The 17,866-nt window shown below is 42.4% G+C and carries 25 protein-coding genes and 1 riboswitch; of the genes, 1 reads left to right on the top strand and 24 read right to left on the bottom strand.

The window, feature by feature from the left end; translation table 11 throughout:
- Position 1: 1 nt before the first annotated feature.
- From ACYQ1I_RS09275 to ACYQ1I_RS09160, 24 genes are all read right to left on the bottom strand, one after another.
- Positions 2-424 carry a hypothetical protein gene (locus ACYQ1I_RS09275; protein ID WP_459764565.1) on the bottom strand — a complete coding sequence of 141 codons (423 nt, stop codon included), beginning with the start codon at positions 422-424 and terminating at the stop codon, positions 2-4.
- A gap of 13 nt (positions 425-437) precedes the next feature.
- Positions 438-2,240 carry a hypothetical protein gene (locus tag ACYQ1I_RS09270; RefSeq protein ID WP_459764563.1) on the bottom strand — a complete coding sequence of 601 codons (1,803 nt, stop codon included), beginning with the start codon at positions 2,238-2,240 and terminating at the stop codon, positions 438-440.
- Between the two features lie 179 nt (positions 2,241-2,419).
- Positions 2,420-2,818, bottom strand: coding sequence for a phage tail assembly chaperone (locus ACYQ1I_RS09265; RefSeq protein ID WP_459764561.1), 399 nt, complete (start codon positions 2,816-2,818; stop codon positions 2,420-2,422).
- An 11-nt stretch (positions 2,819-2,829) separates the two neighbouring features.
- Positions 2,830-3,264, bottom strand: coding sequence for a phage tail tube protein (locus ACYQ1I_RS09260; protein WP_459764559.1), 435 nt, complete (start codon positions 3,262-3,264; stop codon positions 2,830-2,832).
- Positions 3,265-3,290: 26 nt separating this feature from the next.
- A complete protein-coding gene (locus tag ACYQ1I_RS09255) occupies positions 3,291-4,340 on the bottom strand; it encodes a phage tail sheath subtilisin-like domain-containing protein (protein ID WP_459764557.1) in 1,050 nt (349 codons plus the stop codon).
- A gap of 22 nt (positions 4,341-4,362) precedes the next feature.
- On the bottom strand, positions 4,363-4,782 hold the full coding sequence (locus ACYQ1I_RS09250; RefSeq protein ID WP_459764555.1) for a phage tail terminator family protein: 420 nt from the start codon (positions 4,780-4,782) through the stop codon (positions 4,363-4,365).
- A 148-nt stretch (positions 4,783-4,930) separates the two neighbouring features.
- Complete coding sequence (locus tag ACYQ1I_RS09245) at positions 4,931-5,341, bottom strand: hypothetical protein (RefSeq protein ID WP_459764554.1); 411 nt, start codon at positions 5,339-5,341, stop codon at positions 4,931-4,933.
- 32 nt (positions 5,342-5,373) lie between these two features.
- The gene (locus ACYQ1I_RS09240; protein ID WP_459764552.1) at positions 5,374-6,399 is read right to left on the bottom strand and encodes a hypothetical protein; all 1,026 of its coding nucleotides are present in this window, start codon (positions 6,397-6,399) and stop codon (positions 5,374-5,376) included.
- Positions 6,400-6,482: 83 nt separating this feature from the next.
- Positions 6,483-6,584, bottom strand: a complete 102-nt coding sequence (locus tag ACYQ1I_RS09235) for a CD1375 family protein (protein ID WP_459764550.1) — start codon at positions 6,582-6,584, stop codon at positions 6,483-6,485.
- Positions 6,584-6,922 (bottom strand): hypothetical protein, encoded by a 339-nt coding sequence (locus ACYQ1I_RS09230; RefSeq protein WP_459764548.1) that lies wholly within the window; start codon positions 6,920-6,922, stop codon positions 6,584-6,586. The genes ACYQ1I_RS09235 and ACYQ1I_RS09230 overlap by 1 nt, the downstream gene beginning before the upstream one ends.
- A gap of 21 nt (positions 6,923-6,943) precedes the next feature.
- On the bottom strand, positions 6,944-8,167 hold the full coding sequence (locus tag ACYQ1I_RS09225) for a hypothetical protein (protein ID WP_459764547.1): 1,224 nt from the start codon (positions 8,165-8,167) through the stop codon (positions 6,944-6,946).
- Positions 8,160-8,726 carry a putative phage tail protein gene (locus ACYQ1I_RS09220; protein ID WP_459764545.1) on the bottom strand — a complete coding sequence of 189 codons (567 nt, stop codon included), beginning with the start codon at positions 8,724-8,726 and terminating at the stop codon, positions 8,160-8,162. Before ACYQ1I_RS09220 ends, ACYQ1I_RS09225 begins: the two co-directional genes overlap by 8 nt.
- Complete coding sequence (locus ACYQ1I_RS09215) at positions 8,716-9,786, bottom strand: baseplate J/gp47 family protein (protein ID WP_459764543.1); 1,071 nt, start codon at positions 9,784-9,786, stop codon at positions 8,716-8,718. Before ACYQ1I_RS09215 ends, ACYQ1I_RS09220 begins: the two co-directional genes overlap by 11 nt.
- Positions 9,783-10,130, bottom strand: a complete 348-nt coding sequence (locus tag ACYQ1I_RS09210; RefSeq protein ID WP_459764541.1) for a contractile injection system sheath initiator — start codon at positions 10,128-10,130, stop codon at positions 9,783-9,785. Before ACYQ1I_RS09210 ends, ACYQ1I_RS09215 begins: the two co-directional genes overlap by 4 nt.
- Before the next feature lie 12 nt (positions 10,131-10,142).
- Positions 10,143-10,514, bottom strand: coding sequence for a hypothetical protein (locus tag ACYQ1I_RS09205; RefSeq protein WP_459764539.1), 372 nt, complete (start codon positions 10,512-10,514; stop codon positions 10,143-10,145).
- Complete coding sequence (locus ACYQ1I_RS09200) at positions 10,514-11,512, bottom strand: phage baseplate assembly protein (RefSeq protein WP_459764537.1); 999 nt, start codon at positions 11,510-11,512, stop codon at positions 10,514-10,516. The genes ACYQ1I_RS09205 and ACYQ1I_RS09200 overlap by 1 nt, the downstream gene beginning before the upstream one ends.
- Before the next feature lie 8 nt (positions 11,513-11,520).
- Positions 11,521-12,096: a LysM peptidoglycan-binding domain-containing protein gene (locus ACYQ1I_RS09195; RefSeq protein ID WP_459764535.1), complete on the bottom strand. Its 576-nt coding sequence runs from the start codon at positions 12,094-12,096 to the stop codon at positions 11,521-11,523.
- A 12-nt stretch (positions 12,097-12,108) separates the two neighbouring features.
- Positions 12,109-13,338 carry a hypothetical protein gene (locus ACYQ1I_RS09190; RefSeq protein ID WP_459764533.1) on the bottom strand — a complete coding sequence of 410 codons (1,230 nt, stop codon included), beginning with the start codon at positions 13,336-13,338 and terminating at the stop codon, positions 12,109-12,111.
- A gap of 9 nt (positions 13,339-13,347) precedes the next feature.
- The gene (locus tag ACYQ1I_RS09185; RefSeq protein ID WP_459764531.1) at positions 13,348-13,488 is read right to left on the bottom strand and encodes a hypothetical protein; all 141 of its coding nucleotides are present in this window, start codon (positions 13,486-13,488) and stop codon (positions 13,348-13,350) included.
- 41 nt (positions 13,489-13,529) lie between these two features.
- Positions 13,530-14,021 (bottom strand): hypothetical protein, encoded by a 492-nt coding sequence (locus ACYQ1I_RS09180; RefSeq protein WP_459764529.1) that lies wholly within the window; start codon positions 14,019-14,021, stop codon positions 13,530-13,532.
- 49 nt (positions 14,022-14,070) lie between these two features.
- Entirely contained in the window at positions 14,071-14,496 is a 426-nt protein-coding gene (locus ACYQ1I_RS09175) for a hypothetical protein (RefSeq protein ID WP_459764528.1), read from the bottom strand.
- A 12-nt stretch (positions 14,497-14,508) separates the two neighbouring features.
- Positions 14,509-15,612 carry a phage tail sheath subtilisin-like domain-containing protein gene (locus ACYQ1I_RS09170; protein ID WP_459764526.1) on the bottom strand — a complete coding sequence of 368 codons (1,104 nt, stop codon included), beginning with the start codon at positions 15,610-15,612 and terminating at the stop codon, positions 14,509-14,511.
- A 3-nt stretch (positions 15,613-15,615) separates the two neighbouring features.
- A complete protein-coding gene (locus ACYQ1I_RS09165; protein WP_459764524.1) occupies positions 15,616-16,170 on the bottom strand; it encodes a hypothetical protein in 555 nt (184 codons plus the stop codon).
- Between the two features lie 290 nt (positions 16,171-16,460).
- Complete coding sequence (locus ACYQ1I_RS09160) at positions 16,461-16,847, bottom strand: hypothetical protein (protein WP_459764522.1); 387 nt, start codon at positions 16,845-16,847, stop codon at positions 16,461-16,463.
- 106 nt (positions 16,848-16,953) lie between these two features.
- Positions 16,954-17,042: riboswitch (cyclic di-GMP riboswitch) on the bottom strand.
- A 283-nt stretch (positions 17,043-17,325) separates the two neighbouring features.
- On the opposite strand from ACYQ1I_RS09160, the gene ACYQ1I_RS09155 reads away from it, so the two are divergent.
- Positions 17,326-17,823, top strand: a complete 498-nt coding sequence (locus ACYQ1I_RS09155) for a QueT transporter family protein (protein WP_459764520.1) — start codon at positions 17,326-17,328, stop codon at positions 17,821-17,823.
- The last annotated feature ends 43 nt before the right edge of the window (positions 17,824-17,866 follow it).

Here is a 17,866-nt window from a genome sequence, read left to right as displayed (position 1 = left end):
ATTACACCTGCCTTCTATCCAGCTGAATGAATTTGAATTCCTCTAGCGTCAAGGTGTAATGAATATCTTTGCTGCCCGGTTTAAGACCATAGGTAAAGTCTTCGATGGTACAGGCCATATTAATGGGCGTATTGGCAATTACAAGTCTGATGGGTATTCGCTTTGTCATCCATCCCTGGATTTTCTCAACGTATTCCCACCCCCACAGGCTGCGGCTTCTTAAAAAGGGGTAGTCCTGTCCTGGAAAAAAGGATTCCAGGGTTAAGGACTTTAGCCCTGCCAGACCGATGAGTTTAATATCCCCCTGGGTAATGGTTTGATAGTTCTCATTGTTGTGGGGTTCTTGTATGGTAAATTCTTGGGGTACAACGGGCAGCTGAATCACTTCTTCTCGGTTGTTAATGGAAAGAAAAATATCGATCATTTGTCTGCCCTCCTTACATATTAGACAGGGCCAATTTTAACTTTGGCACCATCTCATTGACCACATCGGCAGCTGTTAAATTGCTACCGTTGATGTTGATTGTAATATTACTACCATGATTGATTTTTTCAATCATCTGCTTTGATTTATCAGCGGGGATAATGGTTTCCCCCCGGCTGGTATACCTGATTTCGCCACCCCGTTCATGGATTAAGGCAAAGCCCTCCCGGGCATAGGCTGTACCCATGGCAAATTGGGGCAGGCTTATGGTAGGAATATTAATTTTAAATTCCTTTCCCCCCAACAGATTGGGCATTTTGAAATTTAGCTTGTTAAGCCCCTCTATAACTCCATTTATGAGGTCAATGGCAGGAGTAAAAAAGTTAACAATTCCTTCAAAGGCGCTGCTGAAGGTTTGATGGAAAAATTCAGCTACACCCCCGAAAATGCTTTTAATTGATTCCCATAGCATCAGGGCCTTTTCTTTGATGGTATCCCAGTTTTTGTACAGCAGCACTCCAATAGCTATTGCAGCCCCAATACCCAACGCTATCAATCCAAAAGAAGAATTCATAATCAGCATGGCATTATTAAGGCCTAGTGCTATGGTATTGGTTGTGGCAATGGCCAGGGCCCACAGTTTTGTTTTGAGGGTAGCCGCCATCATCCCAATTTTATAAACAGCTAAAGCACTAACGATACCATAAATCATTGGTTCAAAGATAGCCCAATTGTCTTTAATATTGTTGTATAATAGTAGAGCTATATCTATAATATCAGTGATAAAATTAGCCACTCCAGATAGCCCTTCTTCCTTTAGCCACTGCAAAATTGGTTGAGCTCCTTCAAAGGCGTTACCAAAAAATACACCTAAATTTTGAGCTGCGACCTTTACATCATCAATAACCACCTTTACACCCTCAATAACACGCTGATTACCAAGTATTCTTTCCTTCATGTTATTAAAGGCTTCTACACCCCAATCTTTAACCTTTAAGATTGTATTTCCGATTTTCTTAATCAAATCATCCACTAGGCTTAGATAAGGTGAAACATTGTCAATAGCTTTACTGACTCCATCAAAGGCCTTATCTGTAATCTGTCGGATTAATGGCATATATTGTACAAACCATTTAGCTAGTTTTCCTTGAAGCTCTATTACTGTTTTACCGACTTGTTCCTTTACGTCACTCCATGCATTTTTTAAATTTTGGACACTCCCTAGGTCTGTATCTGCCAATGTTTGACTGACTCCCCCTATATTTCTGTTAAGCACATCTGCTAAAGTTGCAGCCCTTTCAGCTTCAGACCCATACTTCAAAATGTCCTCCTGAACTTTGCTGAATTGTATACCCATGGTTTTTAAATCATCAGTTTGGCCACCCATTGCCTTTGCCAACAGATTTCCTACATCTGCTGCATCCTTTTGGGTTGCATTCAAGCCATGCTGATAGGCAAGCAAATCATTAATTCCAGGTAATAACTTTTCTATTGTCTCAGCCTGTAGACGGTAAGCAGCCAGCTGTCTTGCCCCCGACAATTGTACTTCATCACCAATTACACCTAAATTCTGCAATTGATTAGCATAGCTTTTTATACTGTCAATTTGAACATCAGTAGCTCCGTTTAATAGCTTCATGGCAGATTCCAGCTTCATTTCTGAATCTATTTGGGTTTTGGCAGCTAGAACACTTTCTTTGGCAATCTTTTTAACCTCTTTATATGCCACATTTCCATATTTTTTACTTAATTCTGATACCCCTTTTAGAAATCGTTTATAATACTGCACACCCGTTTCTTCATTGGAAGTAGACATTTTATCACCCTCTTTCTACGAGATCTATCATTTCCGCCCTTCTCTTTCCTCTTCAAAAAACAGCTCTAAGCTCGCCGATAAAAATAGTCTTTCATCATAGCTTAGATTAAGCAAGTATTCAAGTGAAAAACCTTTTTGAAGGTAGTGATGGAGCAAATAAAAATCTCCATCACTACGAATTAGTTTTTTAGGTCTTTAACCGCCTTAACCCTATCTGAATAACCGGCCATTTGTAGGCAGTAGCCTGAAATACTACCAATTTCCCCCGGTTCAAAGATTTTCTCAATGATATCGGTAGGTTCTACACATCCAAATTCCTCCTGCAGCTTTGAATCCTTAAGGTTGGGCTCGATTACACACTGATAGACAATTTGTAAATCTGCCCTATCCTGCGTACTTTCATCTTGAGCAGCAGTTAAGGCCTCCATACATAGGGCCCTGGTGGGCTTTTGAACGACAATATAGGAATTTAGCGAAGGAATATAGATTTCCTCGGTCATATTTTGCTTTTGTTTTAGCTGTTCCTTTTTCTTAATTAGATCGGTTAATGTTAGCTTTTTAACGCTCTTGTTTGACATAAAGCTCACCTCTATTCTTCAATTAGGTCTGGGAAGTCAAAGTCACTAAAACCAAAGGGAATATCCTCTTCGAGCTTTGCCTTTTGTTCAAAGGCCATAAGCATTACCTCTGAAAACCAGACATTGTATAGTACAACCCTTTGGGTACCATAGGCGTCTGGGTCTGCCAGCTTGGCCACAAGCTTTGATCGAACGTCTCTGCCCTCTTTAATGGCCATGGCTATTTTCTTCTGGGCCCTTGAGTACACTTTTTTCAGCTTCAGGGTACCTTCACCGCTCCAGCCCAACATTTTTGAATCCTTTGACAGGGAGCCTGCCATGTTGATTTCCTCTCGGTCGATGGTGATCTTCGCCTCAAAGCTTTCGATATCTGCCAAAAGCTCGCCATCCCACCAGACTGAACCAAATGTACCGTTTATTAATCGACTGCCTTCTAATTTTTTCATTGTCTATTCATCCTCTCTGTTTTTCTTTAAAGCATAATACTAAATTTAAGGTCTTCTACGGAATCTAGGAATTTAAGGTTACCCTTAACAAAAATGGTGCTTTGGAAGGATTTTTCTTTAATCTCCTGATCGTTCAAATCCTCTACAGAAATACCAATTCCTTGCCACGCCTGCCTTTGGGCCTCAATGTCGATAGATACGCTGTTTGGATAGGCCGGGTCAAGAATTTCTCCCTCTAAATCCTTTAAATAGGCATTGACTGCCGTTAGGAACAGTACCTGGTTATCGTAGGAATTGTTGACCTTGCCAATATATTCATCTTCAAAGGTGCGGGTAATGTCTTCCTTGACTAAATCCATTCCTTCAAGGATTTTAATTTTCTTGAATTCTGCCCCCTTTTCAACAGTGGTGGAGGTCAGGGAATTGACTGCCCTGGCGATTTTGATTTTTTCGCCGTCGTTGATTAAAATTAACTTACCTCCATCAATATCCTGATCAGGATCAGCGGATTCTGAAATGGCCTCTACCTCGGGTAATATATAGTAGGTGGCTGAACGGCTATAGGGAAGACCGGCTAAGATACCCGCAATCCGACAGCTGTATTGGGCGGCTGAATAGGCCTTGCCTGCCACAATAATATTTTCTGTAGTAAAGTTGATAATGCCCTCATCATCGGCCTCATGGTTTGCCACTACAGCCTTAAAGGTTTTGTGTTCATGCTGTCTTAAGCCCTTTATCCAGGTGGTCACCTCTGAGGAGGCTGCTTGATCAGGCACCGCAAGGTAATTAAATCGCTTGCTCTTTAGTCTGTTTAATGCTTCGCTGTAGCCCTCTGCAGTGGTATCAATTCTTTCAACAATGAGCTTCCAGGGATTCCCTAAGAAGGTTTTTTCAATTAAGTCCAGACTTTCTGGCGACCAATCGGCAGTATCTACATCAGCCAAGGCTTTATATTCCCTGGCTTCAAATTCCCCCTGATCATCCTTTAGAATTAGGGCCACAATGCCCTTTTGACTTCTTTCAATTGCACTGACTGACTTTGTTTTAAAAATAATATCAATTGTTGGTAAACCCATTTTTTCAACTTCCTTTCTCTTTTTATTTGTAGTTTAACTGCTGCATTAAATCTTGATTTTCATTAATCACCCTGGATTCGTGGTAGTTTAATGTAAACTCAAATTGAAAAACTTCATCGACTATTTTCGATGAAGTTTCTAATATTTTAATGGGGCGATTATTAATATTTAGGGTTAATTCAAATATTTCCTGGAGCCTCTCGATGATTTCCAGGGTTTCGTCAGATCCATTTTCCCCATTGAGGGGGTACAGATAGATTCTGGCGGTAACGCTTCTTTCGTAATTGTACAGGCCGCTGGTTTTGATTATGTTGTCAAGCTCAATGTAGATAGCGTTTGTGTCAAGGCCTTCGGGGCCTTTTTGGTGTAGTATTTGAAGCGTTGGTAAATTGTTTTGTATGGTTTGTTTGATGGTGTTTTTGATTTGTATTAGGGTTAGCATGGTTTTCTCCTTTTTAGGGGATTATATTTTAGGTAATTCTTTAATATATTTAGGTAACATATTTCAATATGTCTTGATATATTTGATTTTTCGTTGTCTTATAACGTTTCCTTGAATATAACTTAATTGTAGCTATATTGACCTTGGTTTATGCCAATCCAATAGCTTGAACTCCCTCTAATCTTACATTATAATTATCGGGCTCATAATAACTAAAGTCTGCTTCAACTACTAGCGATAGTGTTGTTCCAGTTTGTGAAAATGAATTTAATGCACACCAAACCATTCCTTCACCATTCATTTCCAAAGACATACTATCTCCAACTGTAAGCATCCCTCTAGCATATGCCGTCTCGGGGCTAGTACCGCCTGTCTGCCCGTTCATAATGTATGCTTCTAAAATAACTGTGTTGATATTAAAATTGAATAAAGTAGAATTAACCTCAATTACTGTTGGACCTGATCCGACAGATGGAAACTTGGATATGCTTACTCTAACTGATTTAAATTGTGACTGTAAACTTCCAACAACTCCACCAATATTAACTCCCTGCCTCACATTTCCAGGTATAAGGTTTGGAAAACTAGCGGTTACCTTTCCACTTCCATTGTGGTATCCAGCAGGTATTGTATACTGCCCTCCTTGGGCTGTAATAGTATTTGTGACTGCTCCTCTATTAGGCATGGTTCCGGTAATGGGTACGCCTTTAGAATATCCTTTTTTCCTGACAAAACATCACTAGCGAGTATAGTTCCGTCTGAAGTAAAGGTTCCTACACAGCCAGAATTTGTTGGTTGATTGTCACTTATGTTCACACCATGTTTTATATTTTCTGGAGATAAGTTCTTAATTACTGCACCAATACTATGTGCATTTGCATAATATCCAGGTGGAACAGTAATTAGCGTATTAACTCCATTCCAAATATTAGAGTTATTATAACAGTATACAGTACTTGCTTTAACTGGGTTCTGATTAGCACCTCCACCGCTGTAGTCTGCCATACCACCTGTTAATTTGATCTTAGGGTTTGTCGCATAATATGTCTTTCCACTTAATACATTAGCTTGTGTTGCATTCCCGGTTAATGCAAGAGTACCGGATAAAACACCTTCCTCCGTCCCTATTGTATAGCCCTGCATTACTTCTGCCTGGGTGGCTGTTCCGTATTCACCTCCTTCACCCTGTAATTGAAAATTTGAGGTTGATGCACTATAGCGCAGGGTTAACCTGGCTCCATTGGGTATTTTCCCTGCTGTTACTGGGTTCCCCTTCGCATCGACAATGGGTATTGCACCCAGACCATTCCAATTTAGGGTGGCGGCTCCGGTATTGGCTCGATTAGCCCGGATGACTATACCCATACCGTCAACATAAGCTGTCGGGGCTGGATCAGTAGTAACTATATAGGCATTACCTGTACCTGATGTCACACTATAGCCTGGTTTACGAACGTAATCTGATTCTTGTTGGGAAAGATTATCTTGCAATTGCTCAAAGCCTTCATCGACCTTGTCCCAGTTTTCATTCAGCATCGTTTCAATATTAAAGCTCATATCCCCATCTGTTTCTGGGTCAACCTTATATAATTTTAAATTTGGCGTTTGCTTCGCCATGGTTTTACACCTCCAGTTTGTTTAATTTATTGTCATAGATTTTTTTATTATTTTGATTGATAGTGTAATATCGTACTAGTTTCCTATTGCTTAATAGCCTCTGCCACTGCATCTTTCCAAAGGGAGGGTATCTGTTCCAACGTTCTAAGCCCCTTTTGAATCAGGCTTACGTATACCGCAACCATTAGGCTTCACCTCCTGCCAGTAGCTCGGCTATTTCAGCCAGAGCTAATTGTAAAGCTGTATAGTTTTCATCATTTTGTGTTCTTAAATCTGTTATAACTGCTTGTAGGCTACTGTTTTCTTCCTCCAAGTCTTGGATTCTTCGTTGAAGTACTTCAAAGGATACAGTAGGCTCATAGGTTTCCTGGCTCCACTGGTCACCTTCCCATTTTCGCCATAGGTAGGTTTGATTGTATTCAGGTAACTTGATATAGCCCGATAATCCTGCTGGAAGCAGTTCTGTTCGGGTTATAATTTCGGTACAGATTAAATTTTCGTTTAGTTTTGCGTAGTAAAGCATTTTTTATCATCCTTTCTTAATTTATCCAATTGCAATCCACCTAACAGTTGTTCCTTGTGGACCTGCATTATTGCAGGCTAGTTCAAAACCATTTGCGTATATTCCCTGTAAATACTGTTCATTAGTCACCTCATTAATGAATGCACCATGTAAATTTTCTCCTGTCATATTCACACCGAAACGCACCGGAACAATATCTTCATTAGCTACAGCATACCTAGTTGGGTCATCGCTTCTAAATACAAAAACCAGTTTAGGTTTAAATGGTAATGATCCCACACGTGCGACACTTTCCATCCACCCACTAGGTTGAAGATTTACCCTCACCGTCACTGTTGTACCTTCAATGATTCTCAGCATATTAGAACCATCTATAAGCGTACCAACTATCCCACCAATATTCACTCCCTGCCTCACATTACCAGGTATAAGGTTAGCAAAACTAGCTGTCACCACACCGCTCCCACTATGATACCCCTGGGGAATGGTATATTGCCCTCCCTGGGTCGTAATGGTATTTGTTACTGCCCCTCGGTTGGCCATGGTACCCGTTAGCCTTGATTTGGGGTTAGTATTGTAGAAGGTTCTTCCGCTTAATACTTGGGCTGCTGCTGCATCCCCTGTTAAGGCAAGAGTACCTGTAATTTTACTCTTGGGATTAGTGTTATAGAAGGTTTGACCTGCAATTACGTCCCCCGCTGCGGCATTCCCCGTAAGGGCAAGGGTACCGGGTAAAACCCCTTCCTCTGTTCCTATTGTATAGCCCTGCATCACCTCTGCCGGGGTGGCTGTTCCATACTCACCTCCTTCACCCTGTAATTGAAAATTTTCGGCTGCCGAGCTGTATCGAAGGGACAGCCTGGCCCCGTTGGGAATTTTCCCTGCTATTAAGGGGTTCCCCTTGGCATCGACAATGGGTACTGCTCCTAGGCCGTTCCAATTTAGGGTGGCGGCCCCGGTATTGGCCCGATTGGCCCGGATAACTATCCCCATACCATCTACATAGGCTGTGGGGGCAGGGTCTGTGGTGATGGTATAGGCATTGCCTGTGCCGGCTGTGACGGCATAACCAGGGTGCCTTACATAATCAGCCCTATGGGTCGTAATCTCTTGATGGACTTCTCCAATACTCTCATCCAAGCGATCCCAATTTTCATTCAACATTGTCTTCACATTAAAGGTCATCTCTCCATCGGTTTCAGGATTAACCTTATACAGGTTTAAATTTGGTGTTTGACTAGCCATGTTTTCTACCTCCTGCAAATTTGTGTAGGGGTTGATTTTGCAGCTCGTTAATGGTCATAACCCCATGGATTTCCTTAATTAAATAGTAGCTAAATTCATATAAAGCCTTTAAATGGGCCGGCTTAATTTCTTCAATGGCCCTTTTCAAATCCTCCAGGTTGGAGGGAATGCCCAGGGTATCTATAAATTTTACTCGAAAGGCGTACTGGTCAAAGTCTTCAGTTACCTGAACAGTTCCCCGGTCGTAGCTGTCGGCCACAGACTTGATTAGTTCCCTGGTGACCGTTGAATTTCCCCTGAGGCGGCCAATAATGGCGCTTCTTCTTTGATTAGGGGGCTTTGTTGGGTCAGTGGGAATTTCCAAAAAAACCTCCATGGCCCTCAGCCCCTCGTCGCTGGCGGTTTCTACAATTAGTTCAGCCTCCAGATGGTTGATTTCTTCCTGCAGCTGGTCTAATAGCTTGCCATAGACAGCCATTTCCTTGTGATTTAAGGTGTTTTTATCGTCTCGGTATAAACCGTAGGGCAATAGCTCCAGCATTTTTTCCTTATAGGACATTAATCTCACCTGCCTGGGCCACCACATCGCCGGCCAAGCTGATATTGGCGGTGGGCTCGATTATTTCTACATCCTCTACCTCTTCAAGCTTATATAATTCATTGATAAGGGCGGCAATTCTGACTGTACCGCCAATTTCAACAGACTCAATGGCCTCCCTGAGGGCTTCGACAACTCTATCGGTAATACCGGCCAGGGTATAGGAGCCGGCAGGGGTGATTTTGGCCACAACATCCACCAATTGAATTTGAGGTTTAATTACCAATACATCGGCACCAATGGGCCTGCGTTCATCTATATATTCCTGTACCGTATTGACCAATTCGTCGCTGGGCAGGCCTCCCGGGGTGGAAATTAAAACATCGACAGTACCTGGCCCCCGATTAAGGGGCAGTACCTTTACGCTAGATACCCCCTCCAGGGATAAAGCCCAATTTTCATAGTCTCTGCTGTTGCCACCCAATTGGGGGCTTCTGACCTTGTCTAAGAGCCGCTTCCGGTAGGCCCCTTCCTCCTCCAGGTCGGTTCCATCGGTAAAAGGCTCAAAATTGGTTACATATTCAATTCCTACAGGGGGGGTATTCAGTATGGTAAAGGCCCCGGCCTCTACATTCCCCTCTTTACCCGGCAGCTCGGCCTCGGCCTGGATATCCACAAAGGTTTCACCAGCCCTTAAAATGGCGTCTTCGGTGGTAAGGCCCCGGAGGGCCTTCTTGTTGTTTCGGTCCTCCGTTGAAAAGATGGTACCCTTGGGGATAAAATAGTCCTCCAGGGCGGCGGTGCTTCTTCCCATTTGCACCCTTCCCCGGGCCTTGTTGGGCTGCTTTCTGTCAACGCCATAAATAAAGCCGTGCAAATCAAGATATTGACCTGTAGCCGTTTGGGGAAAGGCCTGCTTTAAAATATACCCCTGATTATAGTAGAGGCCTTCGATCTGGGCCGCCAGCACCTTGGCCTTAATGGCAATATCTGAAGCCCCTGAGATTTGACTAACCCCCAATTGAAGAGCAAAATCTGAAAGCATTTGTTCTATAATTTCCTGCATGGTTTTTTGTATCATATGATCACCTCCAAGGAATCCTCTATTCCATTCCAACGGTAATAGACGGTCAAAAGTATACTTCTTCGGCTTCTCCATTGAATCTCTACACTTTCTACATCAACATCCTGCTCTACCGCCAGGGCCTCTCTGACATAGAGATCGGCCAGGGCCTTAACCTGTGAAGGCTTCGCCCGGTGAAGCTCTTTTAAATGACTTCCCAGCTCTTCATCATATTGAAAGCTGCCCTTTTCTATGGTCAGCCTCAGCATCAGCCTTTGTTTGACTGCCTCCTGCCCCAACACCAGCTTTAAATCCCCTAAGCCCTTTTTTACCAGATCTCTTTGATTAATTTGATAATCCATTTTTTCACCTGCCTATAGAACCTGGAAGGTTCCGTCTTGTTTTATGAGTAATCGGTTATTAATTAAAATGGTTCCGTCGTTTCTTAAGTGAAGGCTGGCGCCCCCCTGGGAATATAGCTGTATTTCCCCCGGAGGAACAGCTTCATCTACAATGGTTCCCAGGGCCACCGCCGCCTCTGCAAAATTCCAGTTCTTCATCAGCTGTACATTGCTTCCCCCCGGGGGGTTCCAGCGAATACCAAAGGGAGCAATCAAGGGTACCTCCCGATACTCTCCTGTTCCCAGGGCGTTAATGGTCTTCCCTGGACTGGTGACGGTGGTTATTTCCGACGCAATAGCGGTATGCCGCTGAATATCACGAATTCTGGCATTTCTAAAGCCCATTATAATCCCTCCCCTAATGGTCTTAATCGAATGATTTTTTCTTCGCCTATCCTGGTGTTTTTTCGGTGTTTAATGCCGACTATAAAAAAAACACCCTTCATTCCGGTGATATGATCCTCCAGATAGGCTGTTTCATTAATCTTTATTTGATGCTTTCCATTGATGGTTATTTCAATTTCGTGGCTTCCCTCAACTCGGTCTTTGATATACTTTTTGGCAAGGGCTTCTGCCTCGGCCACATTTTTGGTAAGGCCTGAATTGATGATGGCCCGCTTATGATACCCCTGACGCATCAAATCTTCATTTTGATGCTTTACTATAAAGGCTTTGCTGCCATGGCCCCTGACCCAAACCTCACCTTTTATTCTACTGCCCTTTATTTTATTTTGAAGCTGCTTGATTTTAATTGCATTGCCTAACTGATTGGAAAAATGATAAATTGGCTGCTTTTGATAATTTAAAGCCTCTGCAACGATGGCTCCATGGGCATCACACCAGAGCTTCATCTTAAGCCCTTCTGCCTCACGGTTCAGAGCGTCCCATATGCTATCGCCAGACTCAACTACAATTTTCTCGATCATTACATCTTGAGAAGATGCCACCTTAATTTCTTTAAAGCCATAGGGAGCAGATAGTTGTTTTAGGAATTCGCTGTATTTTAAACGATGATAGGTTCTGGGCTCGGCATCATTGTCAAGAAGCAATAGGCTTTTATCCCTTCCTGTGATTTCAATTGTTGAACCTGACGAATTCCAGCTTTCCTTTATATCATCAATAATCCCATTCAAAATTACTTCATTATTTTGCTCAATTTTAATGACATCATTTGGCCCAAGCATACCCCCATAGGCCCCCTTACCGGTTTCATCCACGGTATTTTCCAGTACAATATTAAAGTGATCAGCAGGAATATCAAGACTGGTTTCGATATAATATTCACTCATTCTTGATACTCTATATTGTTTTTGATTTCTCTTGCTTTCAACATGAACAAGCATTTTATCACCTACACTTTTATTTCTTGACCAGGATAAATCAAGTTAGGGTTTTTTATCTGGGGATTTTTTTCAGCCAGCTGCTGCCAGGTAGTGTTGTATACCTTGGCAATTTGCGAGAGGGTCTCTCCCCTTTTCACCACATGGATTGCAGCAGAAGACTGTGAAGTGCCTGATTCAGCCTGAGGCGACTCCTCTCGTGTCGTTTGTATTACCGTTAATACCTCTGGCTGAGGAATATGCTCGATAAAGCTAAAGCTATATCTGACATAATTAGGTGTCGGCTCCTGCTGAACCTCAAGCCTTGAAAAAACAGCCTGTTGAATTTGCCAGATGGGGTGAATCAGCGGCCCCGGCCCACGATTATAAAACACTGTGGCCAATTTTTTAAATTCTTCATAGGCCCCTTCCCCGATAAATTCGCCTTCACCGGAAACCTCCCTGGGTTTCATACCAGTATCGTCAATTTCATTAATATTGGTAAAGGGATAATGGTGAACAGCCGTATTCTTTTCAAATCGAATTGAATAGCTTCTGGGATTGTTGGGCCAGGTATAGGTTTTATATTTTAATGCTGATAATTTCAATTTAATTCCCCCTTATCCCATTCTGATGGCTTCCTTGCCATAGCGTATGCTGTCAATTTCATCAAAATTAGAAACCCATTCACTTATTTCTCGAGAATCAATAATCGTTGCACTGCTAGGGATATTTTTTCCATCAATGTTTACTTCTACAGAGAAGGATGGCTTCGTAATTATGCTCTGCTGTAGATTTTGATGTAAATTGATCTGCTGTTCCAGGCTTCGGTAATCTGTCAGGTTTTTAATTATTGGATTCTGGCTCTGATATTGCTTAAATCGTTCCATATTCTTTTCTTCTCGAAACTGTATAAATTTCTCTACCAGCGTGTCAGTTAAAGTACCATTGGAACCATGCTCAATCAAGTAATCCTTACCCTGGGCAATGTTTATCTCCATCTCACTCGCTAGGTTATTGACAAATTCCTGCATCGTTTCCTGGGTATGATATCTTTTATCAGCCGAAATTGATCTTACAAAATCTGTAATTTCTTGATATTGTTTTTGATCAATCTGATCAGAATTCTGCTCTTGAATTTTTTCAATTCGTTCATATCCTGAATATTCATCTAACGCCTTAATTTCTTGATAGGAAGGGTCATATTTTTGTAGTTTTTGACCAAGGGCTAATGTGCCATACATCATGCCTCCTGCTAAAATTCCTGGTAATAATGCAGGCGCTAGGGCCTTACCCATCAGCCTGGTTAAAACAATGCCCAGTTCTCCACCCGTAAACCCTAAAATTTTTCCTAGCGTATTAAGAAAATTTACCATAAAGACAAACTCCTTAGCATAACCATAAGCATTCTCCAATCCGCTTTTGCCCCCAGTGTCTGTAGGGCCTTCCCCAGGAAGAGAATAGTTCTGCTTTAAAGCTTCTATCAGTTCCCTTAAAGTTGGATTTAATTCATTCAGCTGTCTTAGAACGTCGTCTAATATCGGTGATGCTCCATTAGCCCCAATTGGAATACTGCTGTTGAGTTCAGCAGGATACATTTGGTTAAATGACTGAAGATATTGAAAGGCCTCTATGAGCTGATAAACTCCGTTTTCTAAATCCTTAACACTCCTCAGGGTGGTGGTTAAGTAGATACTGGACAAAACAGCTAGATTTCCTCCAAATATTTGCCCCCATCTGTCAGCTTCCTTTAGCCTGTGGCTCAGGGTCAAAACCGCCCCACCAGTTCTTTCAATACCCCACCAATCTAAATTTTCTATCAACCCAATTCCTTGATTGCTACTTTCCATTTTTCTCACCTACTCCCTTGCCTGTTTTTGAAAGGCATTATCATCAAATTGCTGATTAACTCCATGGAATTGATGGGTTAAAGCTGTTCCGCATCCCACGCACCGGGCTTCTTGAAGCGCTCCCTTACACTTGGGACAGAGGGAATCCATTCTTTCCTCCTGATCTAACTGCATATTGGCATAGATCCAGACTAATTGCCCCCCTGTGAGGCCTTTGAAGCTAGGGTCAGATGGAAGCGTTTTAAAATAGTCAGCAATTCTCCATCGAAGTCTTTCAAGGTCATCTGACCCAATTGCTTTTTTAGGGCTTCAAAGTCATCAGTGGTCATCATCTGTAAATCGGACTTCATCTCATTTTGTACCTCTAAATATATTTGATGAAGCTCGTATATCTCTAAGGGAGTCGATAACTCTTCAAGCTCTTCAATGGAGCTGATAAAGGGTTCTTTTAAGCTTTCTGGATTCCTCATGGCCAATTGCAATATATAAAGGTTTAATACCAAATCTGCTGTATTGAGATCCACCTGCTTATTTTTCAGATATTTCATTGCCCCTTCCCGGGCCTCAATAATTTCCCTGGAGCTTAGGGCCACCACCGCCACCTTTAAATCGGTACCGGGATAGTTCACAATCCGATGATTGGGTATTCCCTCCCGCAGCATTGCCAGCTTACTTTTTTCCATTTTTATCCCTCCTGGAATGGTTGATAAAAGGAGTAGCCGCAGCTACTCCCTATTTCATAATCCTCTTAAACTTGGCGGCGCTGAATTTAATATTTTCAACAACCTTGTCCTTCAGCTTTCCATCCTCTGAAATTTCGCTCCAATTGCAGCCCGAGTAAACCTCTGAACGGTCGGGCTTTTCAATAACAAACTCAAAATTTTCTAGCTCATCAAGGAAAATACCATCATTAATAGCCGCCTCTGTGGCATAGGCCTTTGAAATTTCCAGCTCATAATCGGTTGTTCCGCCGAAGGTGGCAATGGCCTCGTGCTCACCAAAGGCCTCTTGTCTTTTGACTTCCTTCTTTTTATTAACCCGATAGCTTTCAACGATGGCCACCTTTTTAGATGCACCATTATGGATAATTCTGAAATAAATATCATCACTGGTTGGTATTGTTGCAAACAGCTGTAAATCCATTATAAAGTTTTTCATTCTAAATCCCTCCTATACCAATGCTTTTCCATGAAGGAAGATTGTATTTAATGGTAGAACTACCTTGTAGCTATAGTAAACATGGAACCTGGACCGAAGATCAGCCTGCTGTTCAATTTTGGTGATAACAGGCTCTTCAATAATGGCCAGGGCCTCCTGTTCCTTTAGCCAGGCCATGGTATCGGCCTTAATTTCATTCATTACGCTTTGGCTTGCCTTCACCCTCGGATGCAGGGTAGCCAGACGATTTCTTAAGCCCTCATCAATATAATCCTTTACTTTGGCGACGGTTCCCTCTTGATAGATATCGTCTGCCACCGGCGGATTCACTTGGTCATTTTGGGTGTAGGTTGTCACCCACCGGTCAATGTAAATTCTGCCGTTGACGGCTCTGCAGGCGGCAACGCCCCCGCCATAAAGGGCTTCGTACTGGGCTTCTTCTAAGCGATTATAGAGGCCTCCAAAGAGGGAAGCAGGTAATTGTACGTTGTGAATGGGCATGGCAGGATCCAGCTCTAAAGCATCCTGGGCTGCGGCGGCGGCGGCTAAATAGACAGAGCTGTCATGGGCCGTACCATCAAGCCTTAAGGGTACACTTCCCCAAAGGGTTACTCTGCCGCTGTTGAGAGCTGCAGCCTGGTTTGTCATGGCTGATACCGAAAGCTCCTTATTCAGGCCCAGGTGGCATCTTCTTTCCTTTCGGTTTTCTGAAGCCGCCTCACAATGTAGCTTAATGGCCTGATGAATTTCTGGATCAGTCGTATCGCTGATCACAATTTTTACAGCCTCTTCATTGGCCAATAGATTCAGGGCTGCCTCATAATCGGCTTTGCTGATTCCCTCCTCTGACCCTAATACTGGTACGGCAATTATTCGATTTACACCGCTGAGGGTGACAATCTCAATCAGCTTAGCCATCTCACTGTCTTTCCCGAACAGCTCCTGGGCTTCCTCCTTCAGCTGAATACCATGGGCCTTGGCTTCACCGGTATAGACTGACTCATCTACAGTAGCCACAATCCCCACGGGCAGGCAGGTACCTGGAAAGCCCGATACCTCCTTTGATACAATGGATTCTGAAAATACACCGATACGTTGGGTGTTTTTAATTGACATGGTTTATTCCTCCCTTTTCAATTCTGTGTGGGGAATGATTTCCTCCACCATTTCGTAAATAAATTCCTTTTCCCAAAACAGTTGAAGCTTTAACTGACAGGTTAATTTCAACAGATTCTCCCGGGTAGATTCCTTTACTATTTTTTCTGTGTTAAAGCCCTTTAGATTGATTCCACGGGACTTCAAGGCCGCCTCATCAAAGGCAAAGATTTCTTCAAGGTGTTGTTGAAGGGTCTTAAGATCAGCCTCAGCTTCCCCTTGATTATTTTCCAGTATTTCGTTCCAAAGCTGCAATTGATAGGTGATTTGCAGCAGCCTGCCCCGTACTTCGATCATCCTGTTGCTTTCCTGATCGAATCTTTCCCCAAGATAATCTTGAAATGCCAGGGGTTCAACCTCCCTTTTCTCTTCAAGCACAACCATTAACGGCTGCACCAGAGGTAGCTGGGATTCTATTTCAACCTCCTGACCCAGAATGGTTATCTGGCCTAATGCTTCCTTTGCTTTTAAGTAATCGACTAAAAATGCATGACATGCCTCTGGTGAAGTTATCTTCATTTCACCACTCCTTGCTAGATGAATTATTGAGCCTACAGCTTACCTTTCTCTGCAGAGAAAAAAGGGTAAAATAAATGCCGCTCCTTGGTGGAGCAGCTTCAAGAATGCTTTCTTGATAATATTATGATATAACATTTTGAATGCTGTGGACGGTTGAAAAAGGGAAGCAAAACGGCTTGATGTCGGCTGTGGAAATATTAAAAAGGGGCATAAAATAAACCCCTGTTAATGGCTTGCCAGGGGCTGGCCGGCCTCAACAGGGGTTTAAAATGCCTTTCAATATGTAATTATTAGAAGCCCTGGGATTTCAACCAGGCATCTGCCTCTTTAGGGTCTGTAAAGGCCTGGGGATAAACGGTTCCCTTTACACTTCTATTCATTTGCATTTTAATGATGGCGCTTTCCACCAAAAGGGCGGCATGGGTTAGACCATTTTCCTCGCACCAAATATTCAGCTCTCCGATTTCATCTGTAATATTAGAGGTTCGATAACCAATTAGATCACAGTACTTAGCCCATTTTTTTCCTTTAATTAGGGGGCCTACCTTATTGATATAATCATTTTTAAATCTTTCAAAGTCTGATTTTTCCCATAATCCATTGGGATTTTCGTAAACAATTCTTCTTTGGGTGTCTACCTTGATTTCGTACTTGCCCTGTACATCTTTAATAACCATTTCAATTCCTCCTCAAATTTTTTTCATACACAGACTACCTTAGAAGGGTCGCCCATTAACTTGAAAGGCTTCAAAAACACGTGCCTTCCTTAGCCTACATGATTTCTTCGGCAGCCTGGCAGTCATAGAAGCTTCTGCTCCCTTAGACCCATAGCTTTGCGTCCTTACCTTTCGACAAGTTTGCCATTATCGCTCAAATCATATTATTTGAGGATACTGGTTTCATTGCTATTTTTCTACTTAATTCGACAATATTTGACGAATTCCTTCAAGCCATATCACTTTTTTAAAATAATTTTTCATTTATTTTAACCGATTGAACTGATATAATGTTCAATATTGTCATTAGACTTTTTTTGCTGAATGTACCATCGCAATGATTGACAAGGCTTTTTAGATATGTTTAAATTATAGCTATGCTTGTGGAATATTTATTTTCTATCTACTTAATTACTTCCTTGGATTGGAGGATTAAAGGATGAATAAAACTAAATTTTTAACCCAATCGGCCATGATCGCTACCATTTATGTGGTGATGGTGGAAGCCTTCAAGCCCTTTAGCTACGGTATTATGCAGGTTCGGGTGGCCGAGGCATTGACAGTATTGCCCTTTTTTACGCCTGCCGCCATACCTGGCCTGACCTTAGGGGTATTGATTTCTAACCTGCTGGGCCCCTATGGCCTGTTAGACATTGTATTGGGTACACTGGCCACCTTAATTGCTGCCTATCTTTCCTATAAAATGTCAAGAAAATCCCTGGTACCCCTTCCACCGGTTCTGGTGAATGCCGTAATCATTGGAGCAATGCTATACTATATCTTTTTAGGTACTCCCGATGCTATGCCCCTGCTGCCCATCATGGCCTGGGTAGGCCTGGGTCAGGCCATTGCCTGCTATGGTCTGGGGTATCCCTTAATGAAGGTTTTGGAAAGATATAAGGATAAAATATTTGGTCTACGTAAGGAAAATATTTAGTCTGTAAATTACAGAACTAGAACTAAAAGAGAGGCAGTGATAG

This window comes from Alkaliphilus crotonatoxidans, from assembly GCF_054658015.1.
The sequence above is the reverse complement of the archived record's forward strand: the minus strand, read 5'-3'. Positions and strand labels throughout refer to the sequence as shown.

Coding starts and splice junctions, on each gene's coding strand:
- ACYQ1I_RS09275 (WP_459764565.1), bottom strand. CDS start 424: ATGATCGATATTTTTCTTTCCATTAACAACCGAGAAGAAGTGATTCAG.
- ACYQ1I_RS09270 (WP_459764563.1), bottom strand. CDS start 2,240: ATGTCTACTTCCAATGAAGAAACGGGTGTGCAGTATTATAAACGATTT.
- ACYQ1I_RS09265 (WP_459764561.1), bottom strand. CDS start 2,818: ATGTCAAACAAGAGCGTTAAAAAGCTAACATTAACCGATCTAATTAAG.
- ACYQ1I_RS09260 (WP_459764559.1), bottom strand. CDS start 3,264: ATGAAAAAATTAGAAGGCAGTCGATTAATAAACGGTACATTTGGTTCA.
- ACYQ1I_RS09255 (WP_459764557.1), bottom strand. CDS start 4,340: ATGGGTTTACCAACAATTGATATTATTTTTAAAACAAAGTCAGTCAGT.
- ACYQ1I_RS09250 (WP_459764555.1), bottom strand. CDS start 4,782: ATGCTAACCCTAATACAAATCAAAAACACCATCAAACAAACCATACAA.
- ACYQ1I_RS09240 (WP_459764552.1), bottom strand. CDS start 6,399: ATGGCGAAGCAAACGCCAAATTTAAAATTATATAAGGTTGACCCAGAA.
- ACYQ1I_RS09235 (WP_459764550.1), bottom strand. CDS start 6,584: ATGGTTGCGGTATACGTAAGCCTGATTCAAAAGGGGCTTAGAACGTTG.
- ACYQ1I_RS09230 (WP_459764548.1), bottom strand. CDS start 6,922: ATGCTTTACTACGCAAAACTAAACGAAAATTTAATCTGTACCGAAATT.
- ACYQ1I_RS09225 (WP_459764547.1), bottom strand. CDS start 8,167: ATGGCTAGTCAAACACCAAATTTAAACCTGTATAAGGTTAATCCTGAA.
- ACYQ1I_RS09220 (WP_459764545.1), bottom strand. CDS start 8,726: ATGTCCTATAAGGAAAAAATGCTGGAGCTATTGCCCTACGGTTTATAC.
- ACYQ1I_RS09215 (WP_459764543.1), bottom strand. CDS start 9,786: ATGATACAAAAAACCATGCAGGAAATTATAGAACAAATGCTTTCAGAT.
- ACYQ1I_RS09210 (WP_459764541.1), bottom strand. CDS start 10,130: ATGGATTATCAAATTAATCAAAGAGATCTGGTAAAAAAGGGCTTAGGG.
- ACYQ1I_RS09205 (WP_459764539.1), bottom strand. CDS start 10,514: ATGGGCTTTAGAAATGCCAGAATTCGTGATATTCAGCGGCATACCGCT.
- ACYQ1I_RS09200 (WP_459764537.1), bottom strand. CDS start 11,512: ATGCTTGTTCATGTTGAAAGCAAGAGAAATCAAAAACAATATAGAGTA.
- ACYQ1I_RS09190 (WP_459764533.1), bottom strand. CDS start 13,338: ATGGAAAGTAGCAATCAAGGAATTGGGTTGATAGAAAATTTAGATTGG.
- ACYQ1I_RS09185 (WP_459764531.1), bottom strand. CDS start 13,488: ATGGATTCCCTCTGTCCCAAGTGTAAGGGAGCGCTTCAAGAAGCCCGG.
- ACYQ1I_RS09180 (WP_459764529.1), bottom strand. CDS start 14,021: ATGGAAAAAAGTAAGCTGGCAATGCTGCGGGAGGGAATACCCAATCAT.
- ACYQ1I_RS09175 (WP_459764528.1), bottom strand. CDS start 14,496: ATGAAAAACTTTATAATGGATTTACAGCTGTTTGCAACAATACCAACC.
- ACYQ1I_RS09170 (WP_459764526.1), bottom strand. CDS start 15,612: ATGTCAATTAAAAACACCCAACGTATCGGTGTATTTTCAGAATCCATT.
- ACYQ1I_RS09165 (WP_459764524.1), bottom strand. CDS start 16,170: ATGAAGATAACTTCACCAGAGGCATGTCATGCATTTTTAGTCGATTAC.
- ACYQ1I_RS09160 (WP_459764522.1), bottom strand. CDS start 16,847: ATGGTTATTAAAGATGTACAGGGCAAGTACGAAATCAAGGTAGACACC.
- ACYQ1I_RS09155 (WP_459764520.1), top strand. CDS start 17,326: ATGAATAAAACTAAATTTTTAACCCAATCGGCCATGATCGCTACCATT.